General features: G+C 60.9%; 18 protein-coding genes. 8 read left to right on the top strand and 10 right to left on the bottom strand.

The window, feature by feature from the left end; genetic code table 11:
- Positions 1-155 precede the first annotated feature (155 nt).
- Together P3T18_RS08695 and P3T18_RS08690 are read left to right on the top strand one after the other, a co-directional pair.
- Positions 156-1343 (top strand): MFS transporter, encoded by a 1188-nt coding sequence (locus tag P3T18_RS08695; protein WP_429299513.1) that lies wholly within the window; start codon positions 156-158, stop codon positions 1341-1343.
- Between the two features lie 143 nt (positions 1344-1486).
- Entirely contained in the window at positions 1487-2023 is a 537-nt protein-coding gene (locus P3T18_RS08690) for a single-stranded DNA-binding protein (RefSeq protein ID WP_429299512.1), read from the top strand.
- An 80-nt stretch (positions 2024-2103) separates the two neighbouring features.
- On the opposite strand, the gene P3T18_RS08685 is transcribed toward P3T18_RS08690, so the two are convergent.
- Positions 2104-2913, bottom strand: coding sequence for a hypothetical protein (locus tag P3T18_RS08685; protein ID WP_429299511.1), 810 nt, complete (start codon positions 2911-2913; stop codon positions 2104-2106).
- A 306-nt stretch (positions 2914-3219) separates the two neighbouring features.
- On the opposite strand from P3T18_RS08685, the gene P3T18_RS08680 reads away from it, so the two are divergent.
- Positions 3220-4776, top strand: a complete 1557-nt coding sequence (locus tag P3T18_RS08680; RefSeq protein ID WP_429299510.1) for a methyl-accepting chemotaxis protein — start codon at positions 3220-3222, stop codon at positions 4774-4776.
- A gap of 468 nt (positions 4777-5244) precedes the next feature.
- Here the strand turns inward: P3T18_RS08680 and P3T18_RS08675 are convergent, their stop codons facing one another.
- From P3T18_RS08675 to P3T18_RS08635, 9 genes are all read right to left on the bottom strand, one after another.
- Positions 5245-5601: a hypothetical protein gene (locus P3T18_RS08675; protein WP_429299509.1), complete on the bottom strand. Its 357-nt coding sequence runs from the start codon at positions 5599-5601 to the stop codon at positions 5245-5247.
- Between the two features lie 10 nt (positions 5602-5611).
- Positions 5612-7999, bottom strand: coding sequence for a colicin E5-related ribonuclease (locus tag P3T18_RS08670; protein WP_429299508.1), 2388 nt, complete (start codon positions 7997-7999; stop codon positions 5612-5614).
- A gap of 506 nt (positions 8000-8505) precedes the next feature.
- Positions 8506-9315: a c-type cytochrome gene (locus tag P3T18_RS08665; RefSeq protein ID WP_429299507.1), complete on the bottom strand. Its 810-nt coding sequence runs from the start codon at positions 9313-9315 to the stop codon at positions 8506-8508.
- Positions 9312-10937 (bottom strand): b(o/a)3-type cytochrome-c oxidase subunit 1, encoded by a 1626-nt coding sequence (locus P3T18_RS08660; RefSeq protein ID WP_429299506.1) that lies wholly within the window; start codon positions 10935-10937, stop codon positions 9312-9314. The genes P3T18_RS08665 and P3T18_RS08660 overlap by 4 nt, the downstream gene beginning before the upstream one ends.
- Entirely contained in the window at positions 10924-11496 is a 573-nt protein-coding gene (locus P3T18_RS08655; RefSeq protein ID WP_429299505.1) for a cytochrome C oxidase subunit II, read from the bottom strand. The genes P3T18_RS08660 and P3T18_RS08655 overlap by 14 nt, the downstream gene beginning before the upstream one ends.
- Positions 11497-11498: 2 nt before the next feature.
- Positions 11499-11675: a hypothetical protein gene (locus P3T18_RS08650; protein ID WP_429299504.1), complete on the bottom strand. Its 177-nt coding sequence runs from the start codon at positions 11673-11675 to the stop codon at positions 11499-11501.
- Positions 11676-11705: 30 nt separating this feature from the next.
- Positions 11706-13076, bottom strand: a complete 1371-nt coding sequence (locus tag P3T18_RS08645) for a c-type cytochrome (protein ID WP_429299503.1) — start codon at positions 13074-13076, stop codon at positions 11706-11708.
- Positions 13073-13789 (bottom strand): c-type cytochrome, encoded by a 717-nt coding sequence (locus tag P3T18_RS08640; RefSeq protein ID WP_429299502.1) that lies wholly within the window; start codon positions 13787-13789, stop codon positions 13073-13075. The genes P3T18_RS08645 and P3T18_RS08640 overlap by 4 nt, the downstream gene beginning before the upstream one ends.
- 506 nt (positions 13790-14295) lie before the next feature.
- Positions 14296-15183: a LysR family transcriptional regulator gene (locus P3T18_RS08635; protein ID WP_429299501.1), complete on the bottom strand. Its 888-nt coding sequence runs from the start codon at positions 15181-15183 to the stop codon at positions 14296-14298.
- A gap of 98 nt (positions 15184-15281) precedes the next feature.
- Between P3T18_RS08635 and P3T18_RS08630 the strand changes: the two genes are divergently transcribed.
- The 5 genes from P3T18_RS08630 (at position 15282) to aqpZ (ending at position 20186) form a co-directional block, all read left to right on the top strand.
- Positions 15282-16616 carry an MFS transporter gene (locus P3T18_RS08630; protein ID WP_429299500.1) on the top strand — a complete coding sequence of 445 codons (1335 nt, stop codon included), beginning with the start codon at positions 15282-15284 and terminating at the stop codon, positions 16614-16616.
- A 364-nt stretch (positions 16617-16980) separates the two neighbouring features.
- Entirely contained in the window at positions 16981-17637 is a 657-nt protein-coding gene (locus P3T18_RS08625) for a response regulator (protein ID WP_429299499.1), read from the top strand.
- Positions 17638-17789: 152 nt separating this feature from the next.
- On the top strand, positions 17790-18482 hold the full coding sequence (locus P3T18_RS08620) for a response regulator (protein WP_429299498.1): 693 nt from the start codon (positions 17790-17792) through the stop codon (positions 18480-18482).
- Positions 18483-18593: 111 nt separating this feature from the next.
- The gene (locus P3T18_RS08615) at positions 18594-19238 is read left to right on the top strand and encodes a response regulator (RefSeq protein WP_429299497.1); all 645 of its coding nucleotides are present in this window, start codon (positions 18594-18596) and stop codon (positions 19236-19238) included.
- A gap of 201 nt (positions 19239-19439) precedes the next feature.
- On the top strand, positions 19440-20186 hold the full coding sequence (aqpZ, locus tag P3T18_RS08610; RefSeq protein WP_429299496.1) for an aquaporin Z: 747 nt from the start codon (positions 19440-19442) through the stop codon (positions 20184-20186).
- Positions 20187-20206: the final 20 nt, after the last annotated feature.

Below are 20206 nucleotides of genomic sequence, written 5' to 3'. Positions count from 1 at the left end.
TCAGGCCGTCGGCCGACACTGCGCCAGTAGCCCGGCGGCGCGTCGTCTTCCTGCTTTTTCCGTGGCGAGTCAGGCGCTTCGGCCGTTCCATCGGGTCGGCCTGTCGGGCCGGCCACCCACGGTGTGCCGCTCAGCTCATTCAAAGAACGCTTCCGATGTCCAATCCGTCCGCTACATCTTCACGCATGAGCGCGCCCGAGTTGCGCGCGACCGTGTCGCTCGCCGCCATCTTCGCGCTGCGCATGCTGGGTCTGTTCATGATCATGCCGGTGTTTTCGATCTACGCGAAAACCATTCCGGGCGGCGACAACGTGCTGCTGGTGGGCATCGCGCTCGGCGCGTACGGCGTGACGCAGTCGATGCTGTACATCTTCTACGGCTGGGTCTCCGACAAGATCGGCCGCAAACCGGTCATTGCGACCGGTCTGCTGATCTTCGCGCTCGGCAGCTTCGTCGCGGCGGGCGCGCACGACATGACGTGGATCATCGTCGGCCGGGTCATTCAGGGGATGGGCGCGGTGTCGTCCGCGGTGATCGCGTTCATCGCCGACCTCACCGCCGAAGAACATCGCACCAAGGCGATGGCGATGGTGGGCGGCAGCATCGGCGTGTCGTTCGCGGTGGCGATCGTCGGCGCGCCGATCGTGTTTCAGTGGGTCGGCATGAGCGGTCTGTTCACGCTGGTGGGTATCTTCTCGATTCTCGCGGTCGGCGTGGTGCTGTGGATCGTGCCCGACGCGCCCAAACCGGTGCACGTGCGCGCGCCTTTCGCCGAAGTGCTTCATAACGTCGAACTGCTGCGCCTGAATTTCGGCGTGCTCGTGCTGCATGCCACGCAAACGGCGCTGTTCCTCGTCGTGCCGCGCATTCTGGAAGGCGGCGGCCTGCCGGTCGCGTCGCACTGGAAAGTGTATCTGCCGGTCATGGGCCTTTCTTTCGTGATGATGGTCCCGGCAATCATCGCCGCCGAAAAGCGCGGCAAGATGAAAATCGTGCTGCTGTCCGCGATCGGTCTTATCCTCATTGGACAGTTGTTGTTAGGCGTCGCACCGCATACGATTCTGAGTGTGGCCGCGATCCTTTTCGTCTACTTTCTCGGCTTCAATATTCTCGAAGCTTCGCAGCCTTCGCTGGTGTCGAAACTGGCGCCTGGCACGCGCAAGGGAGCGGCGGCCGGCGTCTATAACACCACGCAGTCGATCGGTCTCGCGCTGGGCGGCGTGGTCGGCGGATGGCTGCTCAAGGTGGATGGACAAAGCGCGGTCTTCTTCACTTGTTCCGGCCTCGTTTTCTGCTGGCTTATAATCGCCGCAAAGATGAAGCCGCCGCCGCGCAAGGCTTGATCGGCATACCCAGCGGCGCGCCTCGCGGCGCACCTGGAACTCACCCGGCGGCGGGCTGAGGCGCAGTTCCGCTCCGGCCCGAGGCTGGAAACCCGAACCGCGCATCGCCGCGCCGCCCGCAACGGAATCAACAGGAGAAACTCATGGCATCCGTGAACAAGGTCATTCTCGTCGGCAATCTCGGAGCCGATCCGGAAGTCCGTTATCTTCCGAGCGGCGACGCAGTGGCGAACATCCGCCTTGCAACGACGGATCGGTACAAAGACAAAGCGTCCGGCGAATTCAAGGAAGCGACCGAATGGCATCGCGTCTCGTTCTTCGGCCGTCTGGCCGAGATCGTGTCGGAATATCTGAAGAAAGGTTCGTCGGTGTATCTGGAAGGGCGCATTCGCACCCGTAAGTACCAGGCGCAAGACGGCACGGACCGTTACTCCACCGAAATCGTGGCCGACCAGATGCAGATGCTCGGCGGCCGTAGCGGCGGCGGCATGGGCGGCGACGAAGGCGGCGGCGGTTACAGCCGTGGTGAGCCGTCGGAACGTAGCGGTGGCGGCGGTGGCCGCGCCGTGCAGGGCGGTGGCGCATCGCGCGGCGGCAATGCAGGCGGCGGTGGTTCGAGCCGTCCGAGCGCGCCGGCTGGCGGCGGCTTCGACGAAATGGACGACGATATCCCGTTCTAAGTTTCAAGCTCGCGTTCGGGTGTTCCCGATCGCATCACGGCTTCACGAAAACCCCGCCCCGGCGGGGTTTTTCTTTGGGCTCACGGATTTGTGCGGCCGAGATGATCGAGGGCGTCGCGCATCGGCATGCTGGAAATCACGATCGGTCCCGTGAAAGGCGTATCCAGATCCACGATCACATAGATTGCCGATGCGATCGACACCGCGCCCAAGGTGATCGTGACCAGCGCCAGCGCATTGCGCGGTGCAATCAGGCCGAAGCTCAGGAAAATCACGCACAGCCAGAACGTCAGCGTTTTGAAGAATGGCTGGGAGATCGAACTATGTGCTTCTTCGATGATCTTCCAGCGTGCGTCCACGGTCCGGCGGTATTGCGCCAGCGCGTCGTCGAGTGCGCGCTGCTGCAAGGCGTCGCGCGCGTGCAGTTGCCTGAGTTGCTGTCCCACGGCGGTCAGCATGTCACCGAGCCGCGCATTCTCCAGTTTCTGCGAGTTGTCCTGCGAGCCGATGTCTTTCGGATAATCGCCGTTGGGCGCGGGTTCGCTCGGCCACGTGGACGCAATCGCCGCCGCCGTGTATTCGCGCAACAGCCGGCGCGCGGTTTCGGTTTCGCTGCCGTACTCCTGCAAGGTCGTGTTGAATTCGATCGGATCGGACGCATAGGTGCGCAGATCGTTCGAAGCCGTATCGAAGCCGGATTTCGCCGACGCCGTCATCAGACCCAGCACCAGCGCGGCGAAGGTCACCAGCATGCCGATCACCAGCTGGATGAGTTGCACCGTCTCGTGCGCCTTGTGCTCCTCGGGCAACAACGGCCTGACCCAGACGCCGAGACCGGTTGCGATCAGCAGCAAGGCAAAAACCAGCAAAGCCGTACCGACTTCTGACATGAACCGTTGCTCCGGAAGCTTGCGTCCCGTCACTGTGAATCAAGCGGCCTTGCTGGAGAACCCGGGTAGTCCCGCAAAGACCGTTTTCGCTAAGCGCGTTTAGCCGATGTAGTTTGATGTAAGGCAAACGGTTGCGCTATCGACCATAAAGTTTTTTGCCCCGACGCCGTAGTCCTCTGTGTGGCACTCGCTTAAATTCAGATTAAAAAAAGTTGCGGACCTGACCCGACGGGCTTGGGCGCAGCACGCGTGGCCGGGTTATTTGCTGGACGTTCGGCCAGGCAGCCCAATGGAGACACCAGTCCGATGCTGAAAAATCTGTCGATTCGCACCTGCCTTACCTTGATGATCGTGTTTTTCGGCGTTGTGCTGCTGCTTGGCGCCGCGGCCGGATTGCTGTCGCTGCGTTCCAGCAACGCTTCGCTGCAGCAGATGTACACCGTGGACACGCCGGCCGTCGCGGATCTGGAAGGCAGTGCGGGACAACTGCTGCGCCTGCGACTCGCCTTGGCGACCTATGCGTCGCTGGTCGATCTGAACGATCAGGACGGCGCGAATGCCGTGCTCAAGCGTTTCGATCAGTACCAGAAAGCATCCAACGAGCGTCTTGCCCACTATGTGAGCCGTGCCAGCACGGACGCCGACGAGCAGCGTCTCATCAAGGACATGCAGGACAAGCGCGATACGTTCCTGCGTGAAGGCGTCGAGCCGGCGCTCGCCGCGCTCAAAGCCGGCGACAAGACCGCGTTCCAGCAAGTCCAGGCGCACAAGTTGCCGTCGCTATACAGCGCTTATGAAAAGTCCATGCTCGCGCTCGAACAGTTGCAACTCGACCACGGCGAACAGCGCTATCAGGACGCACAGAGCCTCTTTTACGCGATCTGTGTGGCGGTGGCGGTCGGCATGGTGGTGTCGCTGCTCGGATCGTTGATCGGCCGCACCGTGCTCGTGCGCGCAATCGTGAATCCCGTCGACGCCACCATCGCGCAGTTCCAGCGCATTGCCAACGGCGACCTGACCGGCCGCATCGACGTGACGAGCAACAACGAGATGGGACGCCTCGCCGCCGCGCTGCGAAAGATGCAGGAATCGCTGATCTCGACCGTGAGTTCGGTTCGTCAGGGCACCGAATCGATCGATACCGGCGTGAGCGAAATTGCCGCGGGCAACACCGATCTGTCGCAACGTACCGAGGAGCAGGCGGCATCGCTCGAGGAAACGGCGGCGAGCATCGAGCAGTTGACGTCGACCGTCAAGCAGACCGCCGACAACGCGAAGCAGGCGAGTTCGCTGGCGCAGGGCGCGTCGACGCTGGCTGCGCAGGGCGGCGATCTGACCGAACAGGTGGTGGGCACGATGCACGGCATCGTCGACGACTCGCGGCGCATCGCCGACATCGTCGGCGTGATCGAAGGGATCGCGTTTCAGACCAATATTCTGGCGTTGAACGCAGCCGTCGAAGCGGCGCGTGCCGGCGAGCAGGGCCGAGGATTTGCCGTGGTGGCAAGCGAAGTGCGGTCGTTGGCACAACGAAGCGCGGCGGCCGCGAAGGAGATCAAGGGTTTGATCGACGCGTCGACCGCGCGCGTGCAGGCCGGCTCGCAACTCGTGGAACGCTCGGGCTCGACCATGACCGAGATCGTCGACTCGATTTCGCGCGTGAGTTCGATCATGAGTGAGATCGCGGCCGCGGCAATCGAGCAGAGTACCGGGATCGATCAGGTGAATCTTGCCGTGGCGCAGATGGATGAGGTCACGCAGCAGAACGCGGCGCTGGTGGAGCAGGCTGCTGCGGCGGCGGGGTCGTTGGAGGAGCAGGCGAGGAGGTTGACGTCGGCGGTGGCGGTGTTTGTTGTTAAATGAGGGTTTGGGTTTTTTGCTTGCTGGGGCGGTGTTTCTTATGTTTGTGGTTTATTGGTGTTGCCCCTGTGCGGGGCGGCACTTACTTTCTTTGTCCACCAAGCGGACTTCCTTCGGGGCGCCGCGGCAAAGAAAGGTAAGCAAAGAAAGCCGCTCACACCGCTAATGCTATTCGTTATCGGTGGCGGCTCTTGGCGGCGGTGGCCCCGGAGCGTCCGGCGCGTCGCGCACTCCGCGTGAGTGACAAGGCCGTCATCAGTTCCGGCGGCGCTTCGCGCGCCGAACGGTTTGCAAGGGAAACCGAAGGTTTCCCGTCAGCTTTCTTGCTGTGGCGAAGCCGATGGATTTCGAACGGGCTTTTTGAAAGTTGATGCAGGAAAGGCCGGACGGATGGTTCGCCTCCGTTGCAGGTGAAAAAAAGCGCGAGCAATTCGCGCTTTTCTTGTCACACGGCGTAGCGGTGGAAATAACTCATTTCAAGCAATCAACGTACTCTGCGCGATCGATGACTTCGAAGCAGAAGTACGTGTCTTCGCCTTTTTGCTGGATTACGTCCCGCACAAAAGCGGAAGCGAGGCGGTGACATCGATCCTGATACGCCTCCCATTCGACGGCGGAGTTCGGGGAATAGTCGGCGATGGCATCTATATACGGCATCACTCGATTGTCATCAATGCGTGCAGCCTCAATCCCGAGAACCGCCATTCCAACGCCTTGGCAGGCCGCGACGAACTGCTGCGCGTCCTCACCCCGCAAAAAAATTTCACCACCGGGCCGCACCTCAGCGCGCTCGATAAATGGCGCGTAGATTTCGCTTTCCTTTGTCATTTCTGTTCACTCAAAATGGGTTTTGCCAGTTTGGATCATTTCGATTAGAGACCTGAACGATCGTGCCATCGACGTCGTTGCGCACGACATAAGAACCGTCTTCTCGGACATAGGCAGTAGCCGGATCATCGCGCCGCCCACTGCCGTCTTCGAGATTTCTCGTGTCACGCGTTTTTGTTGTTCGTGCGGGATTGTCAATTGTGTCCTCGACGTCCTTTTCCGTCCATCCTCGCTTTTTCATCTGCTTTGCAATCTTGGCTTCGATGACTGTCTGAACTAACGAGGGCTCAACATCACAGCTTTTCGTATCTTTTACGAAATACGGCTTGATAAGCAAGATGCCGGTGATTGTCGTCCGGACGGGGGGAATCCAACATTCGACGCAGACCGGTTCAAGGCCTGCTTCCTGAATAAATCTCGGTGCCTTTAAAGAGTTGGCTGAGTTGATGGGTGGTCCAGCCGGGAAAACTCTGTTTTCGTAGTTATCCAACCATTGATCAGTCTCGTCACTACTGATCGCTGTATCCGCTCCCATGTTTGTGGACACCGTGCCGTCTCGGGAGGCGATCCTGCCATCGGCAGAATAGGTGTACGTTACCTTCAGCAAGCGCGTCACGTTGCCGTTGGCCGCGCTGGCCGACTCGTTGTACCAGAAGGTACTTAGTCGTCCTCTCGCGTCGTAGGCGGGGTTAGCGAGAAACCCGGGTCCCTGGATTATGTTCGCCCTATGGGCCTTGTCGCGAGTGCTAACCAGATAGGTGTTGCCGCCCATTCGGTCGATAATCGACCGTAGATTGCCGGTGCCATCGTGCGTTATTCCCCATGCTCCAGTCGGAACATCGCCCTGTTTCTGCTGGATGAAATTGACCTGGTTCGACCCGTCGTACACCATTCCCCATGTACGCCACGAGCCCGTCAGATGTGCATCAAAACCGTTCGCGCCGGTCGCGTCATCAGTCGGCCCTTCACTCAAACCAGTCAGGTTGCCATTTTCGTCGTAGACGTATGCTCGAATCCATCCTGCCGAAGCGACCATCGACGGTCGCGCGCTTGAGCCGTTGGCGTATTGGATCGAAATCTTGGCAGTACCAGTTGAACCACGCTGGACGACGCTTGTAGGGCGCGCAAGATCGTCGTAGGTATATTCCATCGCAGTGCCGTTTGCCGCTCTGCTCGCGAGCAGGTTTCCGCCCGCATCCCACGTCTTCGCCGATCCTGCGCTGGTACCGACTGGTCGTTGCTGCCCGGCAATCGATAAGAAATTCAGCGTAGTGGTTCGCTGGCTATTGTTAATGGTCGTAGAAGAGGCGTCGTACGCCATCTGCACGTTGCGAGCGGTGTCGGGATGAGTGACTGCAATTGCGCGGCCGCTGGCGTCATACGTCCAGGTTGCAATCCGAGAACCCTTTTCATCGATTACACCTGTGAGCGCGCTGGTGAAATGGGAGTCGTCGTAGACGTATCGCCGCACATTTCCGTCCGGCCATGTCACGGAAATCAGATTATCGTAACCGTCGTAGCCGTAACGCGTGACTCCGCCAGTAGGATCTGTCATCTGAGTGATTCGCCATTGCGAATCGTAAGTCAACGTGATCGTGAGATCGAAGTACGGGTTCGTGTTGACGGCATGCCGATTTATTGAAGTCAGCAACCCAGGCGAGGGGGCAATATCCTGCGGGGTACTTGAATCGCTATAGCTGAGAGTGGTTGTTACGCCTTCCTGCGTGCTTACCGAAAGCAGCAATCCCGCGGTGGAATACGATTCGGTGGTGTTGCTGAGCAGATCGGTAACTAACCACGAAGATGACGTTTGCACCAGCGACAGAGGTTCACCATCTGCAGCGCGCCATGTGCTACCCGGTCGATTGAACGTGACAGGATCGCCGTTTTCACGGTAAGCGATAATCTGTGGCAAGCCGCTGTTTGCATTAGAGACATTCAACTGCCGTTGCCAGTTGTGAAACCACAGCGAGCCAAGACCGGCATCGGGTCTGGCAAGCGGCCTCGCTCGATAGGTGCGTCTGAAGAACATTGGCGTGTCATCGCCACTGGCGAAATCGGTTTCGCTAAGCGTGGTCGCCCCAGAGCTTGCATGAATTGGGTCCGCAATCGGACAGGTTTTCTCCGGCAAACTGTTTGGTGGCGTTCCGCACCAACGTTTAATTCTTACGGGTTCGTTGACGCAGTAGTGATTGCCCAAATTGATTGGAGTGTTGCCCCATGCGGTTGCGTAGCAGGAAGAGGTCCCCTGAACCGCTCCCGACCTCACATAAAGCGGAGCGCAAACGCCGTCCCCACTTTCGGCGTTCGCGCCAAACACGACAAGCAGCAACATGAATGCAGCAATCAAATGGGCCAACAATCTTGTCGGCCCGAACGATCGTTTTTGTAAATTCATACCTCTCCCACTTTGCAGTGTGTCGTTAGAAAATCGTAATCATTTCGACACTGCATGGCCCGATTGGGCGCTCCAATAGGAAAACTCGGAAAACGCCAGCCGAGTGACGCATCTTCACAAACCTGCTGAATTTGGAGCTTTGGAGATGCATCGATATGAATCGTTGCGCCGGAAAATTCCCGGGTGAGCATGGCTGAAGATGTGAACTTTGCAAGTGACCGTCTGCAATTGAAGCGAGCATCCGATCGCGATTTCGTCGTCCATAACACGGTCGACGACTCGCAGATTGGAGCTGCTATGGAAGACGAATTTGATGCGGCGCGAGATACTGTCCGGCAGGGTGTGAGTGTGTAACGAAAGGACGTGGAGCGTGAACGTTCCGATCCGTAGCCATAGAAAATGGCCCGCTGGTGGGCGAGCCATAAAATGTCATTCGCGAACTGAAGTACGCTGCAAAGTCAGCTGGAGGTTAGGTGGCCTCGCGTGTTAGCAACACGAGTCAACCATCACTTCATCCCAGCATAATATCTCCCCAAACTATCCATCTCCTCCGGCGTCATCTGCCTCGCCACATTCCGCATCTGTTCATTGATATCGTTGCGCCGCGCACCCGAAGCAAACGCCCGCAATTGCGCAGCGAGATAAATCGATGACTGGCCGCCCAGCCAGGGCGCAGCCCCCTTGCGATCGAGCTGCCCGTGGCACGCCGCGCATGGCGCGATATTCCGTTGCGGATCGCCCTGCATCGCGAGCTTCACCGCATTGGCATCCGGTGCGGTGCCCGTCGGCAGAACTTCAGCGGCCGGCGCGCGCGGCAACGATGCGTAGTACACGGCGAGATCATGCAAATCCTGGTCGCTGCGCGCTCCGATGATCGCCTGCATCACGGCGTTCTGCCGTACGCCGTTCTGATAATCGCGCAACTCCTTGTAGATCACATCGGCATACTGGCCGGCCAACGCGGGTGCCGTTACCTGAACCGTGCCGAGCACGCCATGGCACATCGAACAATTCTGAGTCGCGATCGTGGCGCCGCGGCCGATCGAATCGGCGTCGGCGTGCGTCCGGCGCAAGGGCGGCAAAACGACCACTTCGCTCGGTGCCGGGCCGGCAATATTGCCGCCGCCGTACCAGCTCGACGGTGCGCCTGCCGCGCTGCAGATCGTCGCCCACAAACCTCGCTCGCTGAAGCTGCTGTTCGCCGACGGCAGCCAGATGAAACCGATCAGTATCGAGACGACCGCGATGGCAATCGTGCCGCCCACGCTCAACACGAACCACGGATTACGCAAACTGAAAAGAGGTTCCTGGTTCATCGCTGCGCTCCAACGGCGACCGCCGGTACGGAGGTCTGCGGCAGTTTGAGCAACTGGACGATCGGCACGCTGTAGTTGACGACGGTCAACCCGATCATCAGCGCGACCCACAAGCCGAAGCTGTTGAGCGCGACCGGCACGTGCTCGACGGGATGCACCGCGCTCGCGAAACGGAAGCCCTGTTGCTGCACGATCGGTCCGAATTGCGACTTCGCGAGGATGTACACGAACAACACGCCGGACACGACGAGAATCAGTCCGCCGATTGCCGACATGCCCACCCAGAACGCCTGCGATTCCAAACCGAGTGCGTGGTAATCGTAGAAGGCCATGCGGCGCGGCGCACCGAGCAGGCCGACGTAGTGCCATGGCAAGGTCACCACCATCATGCCGATGAACCACAGCCAGAGTTGCGTGCGCACCAGTTTCACCGAAGCGATCGCGCGGCCGGTCAGTTGCGGCCACAGTTCGTAGGCAATCGCGAAATACATGATGACGATCGCGCCGCCGAAGATCAGGTGGAAGTGTCCGGTGACCCACTGCGTGTTGTGAACCGTCGAGTTCAACTGATAGCTCATGTTGATGAGACCGCCCGCGCCGCCGAACCCCAGCATCACGAACGAGAACGCGATGACCAGCATCATCGGGTTCTGCCACGGCAATGCGGTGAGCCAGCCGAAGGCGCCCTTGCCGCCGCGCAAACGTCCGGCGATCTCCACGGAGGCGCAGATGGTGAATACGGTCAGCAGCGTCGGCACGGACACCATGCCGGTGAACACGGCGTGCAGGAACTTGAAGCCGGAACCGACCTGCGGGTCGGCGAACAGATGGTGAATGCCGATCGGCATCGCGAAAACGAGGAACAGGATGAACGACACGCGCGCCATCGAATCGCTGTAGAGCCGTCCGCCGATTGCCCGCGGCACCAGCGTGTAATACGCGATGTAGGCCGGAATCAGCCAGAAGTAGACGATGGCGTGCAGCGTCCACGAAAACAGGATGCGCGACAGACCGGCGTCGATCGTGTTGGTGAGGCCGAACGCGACGGGCAGAATCTGGAAGAGGATTTCGAGCGCGGCGCCCACGGCCGTCCATGCCCACAGATACGCGCCGGCAACATTCGCGAACATCGCGAGCGGGATGGGCTTGCCGGGATTGGCGCGCTTCCAGATGCGCAGATTGACGTGCATCAGCGCGACCCAGATCCACGAGCCGACCACGACCAGCACCACGCCGAGGTAATAGAACGGACTGCCGATCATCGGCGGGTAGAAGGTGTAGAGCACGGAGGCTTTGCCGAGCGCGACGGGCACCATGGCCATTACAGCGCCGACCGCCAGCATGATGAACGCGGCCCACGCCCATTTGAGACCGGCGAGCCGCTGCCCGAGCGCCAGTTCGACGATCGCGTAGCCGAAGCCCATCGACACCAGCGTGGGCATGACGTACGCCATCACCGAGCCGTGCGCGGTCACGGACCGATAGTAGAGCTCGGGATCGCCGACCCACGGCAGCAGCGGGCTACGCACCAGCATCTGCCAGGCGCCGAGTAGCAATGCGATCAGAAAGGCAATGAAGGCGAGCCAGAAATGCGCGAGAACGAGTCGCTTAGCGTGAAACACAGCTGAGCCTCCGTGATTGTCGGGCCTGCTCGAAGAACGCGGTTTTGTCGATCACCTTGACGTGCGCCCACATGGCCTGGTGGCCGTAGCCGCAGAACTCGTGACACGGCATGGTGTGCTCGGCGGCCTTGTCGAAGCGTGTGTTGAGCGTGGAGACGTAGCCGGGCACGACCATCGTGTTGATGTTGGTGTCGGTCACGAGCAATCCGTGCACGACATCGGCGCTGGTGGTGCGAATCGTGATCGGCGTGTCGGCGGGCACCAGCAGACATTGCGGCGTGAACGAATACTGCTGCGCGATGAAGCGCACGACCACCGAGCCGTCCGCTTCCACCGCCGTGCCGAGATTGTCTTCGACGAATTCGCCCGACAGTTGCAGGCGCGAAGGATCGATCGTCTCGACACGCGAAGGCGGCATCATCGCCCAATGCAGTCCCGAGAAGACGATCACGACCAGCATCAGCACGATGAGGCCGGTCGCGAAAATCGCCCAGCGTTTTTCGGCGCGCAGCGCGACCTCGTGGCCGCTGCCGGGGGAGTGATTGGAGTCGGTCGACATGATTAGTGAATGACGCCGCGCGGCAGGAACACGACGAAGTAGAAGCCGAACCAGATCGCCATGACGATCAGCGTCGCGACGCCCGCCACGGCGATCGCGCCGTGCGGACCAGCCGCGACCACGCGCTCGACTTCCTCATCCGTCGGCGGCGGCGCGCCGTGGGTATCGTTCGCTTCCATCAAAAGACTCTCCCGTGCAGCGATTCAGGTTCAATGCAGCGGCGCTTTGCGCAACTCGTTGACTTCGCGCGACGTCACCGGCTGGCCGTGATTGCCCCACGCCGTGCGGATATACGTGACGACGGCGGCAGCGTCGGTATCGTTCAGTTCCTGACCGAACGGCGGCATGCCGTAGGGCTCCGGATTGCGCATCGTGCCGGGCGGAAAACCGCCGTTCAGCACGATACGGATGGGATTGACGGCCGAGTCCATTTCGATCGACTGGTTGCCGGCGAGCGGCGGGTAATGCTGCAACTGGCCTTCGCCTTTGGCGCCGTGGCAGAGCGCGCACTTGTCGGCGTAAATCTTTTCGCCGAGCGCGAACACGTTGTTATTTGTCGGCGCCGATGGCCCCGACTTGCGGCCGCGATTGTCGGGCAGCGTCTTCAGATAGGCGGCCATGGCCCGCACGTCGTCGTCGGTCATGTATTGCAGGCTGTGATACGTGACCTCGGCCATCGGTCCGTACACGGCGCCGCGATCGGAGATGCCGGCCTGCAGCAGGTCGACGATATCCTTGACGCTCCAGTCGCCGAGGCCGCCGTCTTTGTCCGAGGTGAGCGACGGCGCATACCAGTTCTGCACGGGAATCAGGCCGCCCGCAAACTGCTCGCTCTGCGACGAACCGCCGAGCATGTTGATCTTGGTGTGGCACATGGTGCAATGGCCGAGTCCTTCCACCAGATACGCCCCGCGGTTCCACTCGACCGATTTGGTCGGGTCGGGCTTGAATTCGCCTTCACGGAAATACAGCGTGCGCCAGCCATACAGCAACTTGCGCTGATTGAACGGGAAACGCAGCGTGTGTTTGTGGTTCGGCTCGCGCACCGGCGGCACGGTTTTCAGGTACGCGAAGATCGCGTTCGAGTCTTCGCGCGTGACTTTGGTGTATTGCGCAATAGGCATGGCCGGATAGAGCAGCTTGCCGTCGGGCGTGCGGCCCGTGCGCATCATCTGGAAGAAGGCTTCTTCGCTCCACGTGCCGATGCCGTATTGGGCGTCCGGCGTGATATTGGGCGAATACAGCGTGCCGAACGGCGTTTCCATGGCAAGGCCGCCGCCGAACAGCTTGCCGCGCGGTGCCGTATGACACGCCACGCAGTCGCCGGCGCGCGCCAGATATTCGCCGCGCTTGACGATGTCGGGACGGGTGTCGGCCGCGTCGGTCATATTGGCAGCGCTTGTTCCGGCGGCGCGCGCTTCGTTGACGCGCGGCAGCGCGTTCGGGCCGAGCGAAGCCGTGGTGAACAGAACGAGGGCGCATGCGCCGCTCGCCAGCGCGAGTGTGATGCCGCGAGCGACGCCGCGTCTGGCTGTCATGATGCGCGAAACGCCGCGGAGGGAACGCAGGATCGGCTTCATTGCGGTTGGCTCCCGCAGGCGAGAGGCAGCGGCCCGGCCAACGTGGGCGCCGGCCGTGGATCGGCCGGGCGCGGTTGCCGCGCGAGCCAGCTCGATACGGCCGTGATGTCCCGGTCAGTCAGCTTGACGGCGATCGAATGCATACAGTCCGGCGCCAGCGCGTGACGGGTGCCGGAGCGCCACGTGCCCATCTGTCCGGCGATGTAACTCGCGTGCAGACCCAGCAGCCCCGGAATACCGGGTTGCGTGCCGGTCATGCGCGCGCCGTGACAGGCGATGCACGCGGGAATCTTGCGAGCCGGGTCGCCTTGCGTGACGAGCCGTTCGCCGGCGGCGAGCACCGACGGCGCGACGTTGCTCTGGTCGGCGTTCGGATAGGGCGGTTGCAGGTCGGCGAAGTACTGGCTGATCTTGCGCAGGTAGTCGTCCGGCAGGAAGGCGAGCAGATAGCCCATCGGGGGATAGGTTCGGCCGCCGTCGCGGAATGCGGTCAACTGGTTGAAGAGATAGTCGGCCGGTTTGCCTGCGATGCGCGGAAAGTAATCGTTGTTCAGCCCCTGACCTTGCACGCCGTGGCACGACGTGCAGGCGCGCACGCGTTCGTCCATGGCCGACGGCATAGGCGCCGTTGCAGCGCCGGCCGCAAACGCCGCGCCATGGCACAGGACGTCAAGCACCAATAGGATCGAAAATCCGATAGTTCTACGATGCACGCGAAGCCTCGTTGGGGAACGTGATTTTTCTCTATTTATCTCTCATGCATTTCGGTGACCGATGCATGACAACCGTGCCAGTTTTTTCTCTTATAACAACTGCGAAAACAGCGAATCGAAAAGGACTTATCGGGTAACGCGTGAGGACAAATGGATACGGCGATGCGATTGCTTTAATAAACAACGATCGGCCTGAATGCACCGGTGGACGGCGGCTTTCGGGCTGCGGTGGCTGACGCTCGACGCGCCGCCTTATACGTGTGAGATACGTTTAGCAGTATTTAGAGGTTGCAGGAATTTGCCCGGTGCGTCAACCGGAACCGGAGCGACTGAACTGCAACTCACCTAGGCATCATAGACGGCGCAAAAGCCGCTTTCAATATTGCGGTTGCGAATTGTTGGGTTCGCTTGATTTCGCGCAAACTGAACACGTCGCGGCGTTTGTTTCGCGCCGCAACGAACCTGCTAGAACGCGCGCGCTACGCAGCGGCGTCTGCGGTCGGGTTCTAGCGGAAGAGTTGCATCAGCGCCGTGCGCGCGTTGCTGACGCGCTCGCTTTCGCCAAGCCGTCCCGGTAACAGATGAAACTCGACTGCGGGCAAGGTCGGCAGTCCGATACCCGGCGGGCAGGCCACCACGCCTCCGCCGATCGACGACTCGTTCAGGCAGGAAATGCCGAGACCGGCTTTCAAGGCCAGTTGCAGGCCGGCGACGCCGGACGCCGAATGCGACACCAGATACGGCACCTTGTTTTCGTCGAGCAGCTTGACGACGAAACGCTGCAGCTGACAGCTCGACGGCAGCAAGACAAGCGAATACGGCGAGGCAGGGCGCGGACTGGCATCCGCCGCGCTGACCCACAGCAGTTTCTCGCGACGCACGACCGTGCTCTGTGGACTGCCGCGGCGGGTGCCGGCGCGCACGTTCCCGGTCACGAGTCTGAGCGAGAGACCGATGTCGAAGGAGGCGTCGTCGCCCGCGTTGCTGTCGATCACGGCGCTCGGCAGTACGGTGACATGAAGCTTGAGCCGCGGATGCTGCTCCGAAAATGTCTTCAGGATGCGCGCGATGTCGTGCGGCCGATAGTAGTCGGTGATCGCGATGCGCAATTCGCCGTCAAGCGAACGGCCCTGCAGGTCTTCGAAGGCCGCTTCGCTCATCGCGATGATGCGCCGCGCATGATCCAGCAAACGGCTGCCGGCCGGTGTCGCCGTGACGCCTTGTTTGCTGCGCACGAAGAGCGGCTGCCCGGCGCGCTCTTCGAGTTTCTTCAGTTGCTCGCTCACCGACGACTGCGACAGGAAAACCCGCTCCGCCCCCGCCGACACACTGCCCGATTCGGCGACGGCGACGAAGGTTCTCAGTTGGGTGAGGTCGAATCCACGTTGGCTCATGATTCGTTTTATCCGATGGAAATGATCTAAATTTCCGGCTTTTCCGATGGTTGTCCCAGCCGTAGGATACCTCCACTTCGTTCATTGCAGGGGGTGTCATGGAAAGCGCGTCGATAGCGTCGAATCAGGCCGTACGCGTGCGTGCGGCGAGCCACAGGTGGAAAGTGCTGGGTGTCGGCTTCGCGGCCAACGCCAGTTTCTCGGCCGCGTTCTCCGGCATCCCGACGACCGCTGTCTTTCTGCGCTCGGGCTATCACCTCGGCAACGATGGCCTTGGTCTCGTGCTCGCCATGCTCGGCCTCGGGATTGCCGTCAGCGAGTTGCCGTGGGGTTTGCTGACCGACCGCTGGGGCGACCGCCGCGTTCTGCTGCTCGGGCTGCTGTCGACGGCCGCGGCGCTGGCGGGGCTCGCGCTGTTCGTGGCGCCGTCCGGCGGCCACGTTCCGGCCATGACCACGCTCGCGCTCGGCCTGTTGCTGGTCGGTTTGCTGGGCGGCAGCGTCAATGGATCGAGCGGCCGTGCCGTCATGTCCTGGTTTCGCGAGGGCGAACGCGGCCTCGCGATGAGCATCCGTCAGACGGCGGTGCCGGCGGGCGGCGGGCTCGGTGCGCTGGCGTTACCGGCGCTTGCTTCGCATTTCGGCTTTGCGAGCGCCTACGGCGCGTTGGCGCTAGCGTGTGCCGTCACGGCGGCGTTTGCGTGGCGGTGGTTGCACGAACCGACGCCGTCGGGCAGCGCGCAGGCGGGTGTTGCCGAAACCGGACCGGGGAGCAGGGCAGCCGCCGCCGCAGCCTTGCCGCGCAAGGTCTCGCCGCTGCGAGATGCAAGCATCTGGCGGGTGGCGCTTGGCGCCGGCGCGTTGTGCGTGCCGCAAGTGGCGGTGGTGACGTTCGGCACGGTCTTTTTGCACGACTTCGGCCATGCCGGTGTCTTCGCGATCAGCGCGACGATGGCGGCGGTGCAGACCGGCGCGGCCATCGCGCGGGTCTGGAGCGGCGGCTGGACCGACCGGCGCGGCAACCGCAGAACGTACATGCGCGTTTGCAGTTTGCTCACCTCCGTGCTGTTCGCCGTGCTCGCACTGATGACCGGCATCACGAGTCTGAATCACCATGCGACGATGGCCACGCTGTTCATGCCGCTGATCGTGCTCGGCGGGGTATGTGGGTCCGCGTGGCACGGCGTCGCGTTCACGGAACTGGCGACGCTTGCCGGGACGAGTCGCGCCGGCACAGCGCTCGCGATCGGCAACACCTGCGTCTTTCTCATGCTCTTTCTGACACCGTTGGCGATTCCGCTGCTCTTATCAATCGGCGCCTGGCCGACAGTCTGGGCGGTGACGAGTGTGTGTGCGCTGATCGCGCTGCCGGTGTTCCCTCGCGCGGTGCGGCCGGTTGGCACGATGGCGAGCCGTGCACGCCGCGCAACCTGAATATATATGTCCAGTGCGTGGCGCATGGACTGATTTTTGTTGCAACGTCGTCTGACAGGCGGAGATTTCCGATTGGAGGTCTCCGCCTTTTTTGCATTCAGCCAGCCAGATAGACGCGCGTAAATATTTGCGTTGCATATTAATTCGCCGATTTTTTGATCGAGGCGTATTGCGCTATCTGTTTCTAGTCTGCATTCGGAAGGTTCCGATACTCGCCTCTTTAAAGCGATGTTTTCATGGCCGCCCTTCGTGTTCATGTATCCGGCAATGAGGTCATTACCGCGGCGTCCGTCAGATGTTTTTTTAGCAGGAATTTTTCTGACGTCTGGAATGAACACATCAATAAAAATCGGGAGAAGTCGTCGTGAAACTTCGGGTCATTCTGGCGGACGATCATCCGTTCGTTTTGCTTGGCGTGCGTGCTGCGCTCGAAACACGTCCGGATATTCGGATTGTCGGCGAGGCGTCGACGCCTGCTGCTTTAATCCAAATGTTGCGATGTGTCTCGTGCGATGTACTCGTCACCGACCTTGCGATGCCCGAGGTTTCCAATAGCGCGGAAGACGGCCTGGACCTCGTCAGGCGAATCCAGAATGAGTGGCCACTCGTGCGCATCATCGTGATGACTGCGCTAACGAATGCAGCGATTCTCCGCACGCTCGTGTCGGATTGTGCGATCAGTGCATTGAGCAAAATGGAATCCATGAGTGAGCTCTGGCGTGCCATCGAGGCGAGCGGGCGTGGTGAGACTTATGTGGGACGTTCGCTCGTCGAATTGCTCGCGCGTCAACGCGACGAAACGAGCGCATCGGCCGACGCTGAGCCTTCGCCGCGACTGTCCAGACGACAGGCCGAAGTGATACGGCGTTTCGTCCACGGTGAATCGATCAGCGAGATCGCCGAGGCCATGGATTGCCATCGCCGTACCGTGAGCCGCAAGAAGCGCGAAGCGATGGCTGCGCTCGGCGTCGCCAACGATCCGGGACTGTTCACCTACGTCAGAGCAATGGGGATTTTATAAATTGTGTCGCATAACTAATGAATATTTATGCGGCGCGAATTTTTATTTCGGAGCCATCTGATTTTTATTCGCGGAGAAATGTTTAATTATTCCGGCAGGGCCAGTTGCTCCACGAAGAGCAACGGGAAGTCTAGGTAGGGTGGAGAAAAACGTTGAACGATACCGCTGAAACAGGTACACCCGTTCGAGCCATTATTGCGGACGATCATCCGCTTGTTTTGCTGGCCATCGAAAATCTCATGACGGGTTATCCGAACATGCAGGTTGTCGGACGCGCCACCAACTCCACGGAGTTGTTCAAGGAAGTCGACTGCACACCATGCGACCTCGTTCTCATGGATCTCTACATGCCGGGAGATTTTTGCAACGACGGGCTCGAAACCGTCAGGCAATTCAAGGCGCGCTACCCCGGTGTTCCACTCGTCATACTCACCATGGAAACCGAACCCACTGCGCTGCAAAGAGTCATTTCTCTTGGCGTGGACGGACTGGTCAGCAAGCGTGACCGCATCGATCTGATCCACGTCGCCATCATCACCGTGCTGGCTCGCGAGCGTTATCTCGGGCCGGCCGTGCGTTTGCTCATCGACAACGCGGCAGTGGCGCGGCGGCTGGAGTTCGTGCGTGAAATTCTGTCGCGCCGCGAACTCGAAGTGTTCACCCTGTATGCGTCTGGTTTCGGCGTTACGGAAATTGCCGTCAGATTGGGGCGCAGCGTCAAGACGATCAGCGCGCAGAAATGTACGGCCATGCGCAAGCTGGCCTTGCATAGCGACGCCGAGGTTTTCCGCTTCGCTGTCGAACATGGCGTGGTGGTCGAAGAACGCTTGCAAACCCGGCTCTGAGTCGGCAAGACGTCGCGTCCAGGCCACGACGCGACGAATAGAAAATGAACTGGCATTGCCCGGGGATGCACCTCGCGTGCAGGGAATGTCAGTCGATAAGACAACAAATACATGACACAAAAAATCCGCGTCATCGTGGCGGACGATCATGTCTGCGTTCGCGTGGGCGTTTCACGTCTGCTGCAAAGCGCACCGCATATCCAGATTGTCGGCGAGGCGTCCGACACACAAGCGCTGGCGGAATTGCTCGACAACTTCGCCTGCGACGTCGTCGTATCCGATATCGGCATGGCGGGCATCCATGGCGGCAGCAATGCCGTGTCTTTTCTGCGCCGCCTGCTGAGAGAGCGACCGCATCCCTGCGTTGTCGTCCTCACCATGATCTCCCACGCACACATGCTGTCGGGCCTGCTGCATATCGGCGTATCGGGCATCGTCGACAAGCGCGATACCACGAGCGCGCTGATCGAGGCCATCGAAGCCGCCATGGCCGGGTGCGTCTATCTGTCGGATCAGGCGCGCTATGCGATCGAAGACGCCGACACGCCGCCTCAACCTCGCGCCGGCGTATTGAGCGCGCGCGAATGGGAAGTCTTCCAGCTTTACGTGCAGGGTCTGGCCGTCCACGAAATCGCAGCGCGTTTGCAGCGCAGCGGCAAAACCATCAGCACCCAGAAGCGCAGCGCGATGCGCAAGCTCGGACTCGAAACTGAAAACGACCTCATCGGCTACGCCAGGCAAATCGGGCTGGCTTGACGATCTTTGACAAGCTTCGGCCGGAAGAGAATCCAATCCCATAAATTTAGGACTCTTCCGATGTGTCGCGTGACTTTGCCATTCCATACTCAGGAAATCACTCGGGCTCGCCTTCTTATCTTCGCATCACGACCGTAGTTATTTCGTCATGCAGATCAGGTCGATTCAGAAAAACACACGCGCAGGAATGGAGGAGTTGGCATGGTGTCATTGGGGAAGCGACTGTTGGCCGAAGGTGTGGGAACTGCGTGGCTGGTGTTCGTGGGGTGCGGAAGCATCGTGTTGAATACAAACATGGTCCAGCAGGGTTACGGCGTGCTGGAAGTGTCGCTGGCATTCGGGCTGGCGCTTGCCACGGGCGGCTTCGTGTTCGGCGGAATCTCCGGCGGCCACTTCAATCCGGCGGTGACGGTCGGATTCGCCGTCGCGCATCGGTTTCCGGTCAGAGACCTCGTGCCCTACATCGCCGCCCAGATTCTCGGCGCCATCGTCGCGGCGGCGCTGCTGGCCTACGTGGCCAGCGGTCGTCCAGGCTTCGAATTGGCCGCCAGCGAATTTGCCGCCAACGGCTTCGGCGAACATTCTCCCGCCGACTACCAGCTGCATGCGGCGCTGGCCGTCGAGGTGGTGCTGTCGTTCGTGTTCGTAATGGCGAGCCTGACGGCCGCCAGCCGGCGCCGTCTGCGGCCGATCGCTCCGCTGTTCATCGGCGCGTGCCTGATGCTCGTCTACATCGTGTCGATTCCAGTGACCAACGGTTCGATCAATCCCGCTCGCTCGACCGGCCAGGCGCTGTTCGTCGGCGATTGGGCACTCGACCAGTTGTGGTTGTTCTGGGCCGCGCCGATGCTCGGCGGCGTACTCGCCGGCGTGCTGTTCTCGGTACTGCGTCGCAAGTGTCGGCGCCGCCGTCCCGCGCCGGCCAACGGTCAATGCGAAGTCGCGTGATCGCTGCCCTTTGCGGATGT

It is taken from the genome of Paraburkholderia sp. GAS199 (genome assembly GCF_050436585.1).
Classification (GTDB): Bacteria; Pseudomonadota; Gammaproteobacteria; order Burkholderiales; family Burkholderiaceae; genus Paraburkholderia.
The sequence above is the reverse complement of the archived record's forward strand: the minus strand, read 5'-3'. Positions and strand labels throughout refer to the sequence as shown.

Coding starts and splice junctions, on each gene's coding strand:
- P3T18_RS08695 (WP_429299513.1), top strand. CDS start 156: ATGTCCAATCCGTCCGCTACATCTTCACGCATGAGCGCGCCCGAGTTG.
- P3T18_RS08690 (WP_429299512.1), top strand. CDS start 1,487: ATGGCATCCGTGAACAAGGTCATTCTCGTCGGCAATCTCGGAGCCGAT.
- P3T18_RS08685 (WP_429299511.1), bottom strand. CDS start 2,913: ATGTCAGAAGTCGGTACGGCTTTGCTGGTTTTTGCCTTGCTGCTGATC.
- P3T18_RS08680 (WP_429299510.1), top strand. CDS start 3,220: ATGCTGAAAAATCTGTCGATTCGCACCTGCCTTACCTTGATGATCGTG.
- P3T18_RS08675 (WP_429299509.1), bottom strand. CDS start 5,601: ATGACAAAGGAAAGCGAAATCTACGCGCCATTTATCGAGCGCGCTGAG.
- P3T18_RS08670 (WP_429299508.1), bottom strand. CDS start 7,999: ATGAATTTACAAAAACGATCGTTCGGGCCGACAAGATTGTTGGCCCAT.
- P3T18_RS08665 (WP_429299507.1), bottom strand. CDS start 9,315: ATGAACCAGGAACCTCTTTTCAGTTTGCGTAATCCGTGGTTCGTGTTG.
- P3T18_RS08655 (WP_429299505.1), bottom strand. CDS start 11,496: ATGTCGACCGACTCCAATCACTCCCCCGGCAGCGGCCACGAGGTCGCG.
- P3T18_RS08650 (WP_429299504.1), bottom strand. CDS start 11,675: ATGGAAGCGAACGATACCCACGGCGCGCCGCCGCCGACGGATGAGGAA.
- P3T18_RS08645 (WP_429299503.1), bottom strand. CDS start 13,076: ATGAAGCCGATCCTGCGTTCCCTCCGCGGCGTTTCGCGCATCATGACA.
- P3T18_RS08635 (WP_429299501.1), bottom strand. CDS start 15,183: ATGAGCCAACGTGGATTCGACCTCACCCAACTGAGAACCTTCGTCGCC.
- P3T18_RS08630 (WP_429299500.1), top strand. CDS start 15,282: ATGGAAAGCGCGTCGATAGCGTCGAATCAGGCCGTACGCGTGCGTGCG.
- P3T18_RS08615 (WP_429299497.1), top strand. CDS start 18,594: ATGACACAAAAAATCCGCGTCATCGTGGCGGACGATCATGTCTGCGTT.
- aqpZ (WP_429299496.1), top strand. CDS start 19,440: ATGGTGTCATTGGGGAAGCGACTGTTGGCCGAAGGTGTGGGAACTGCG.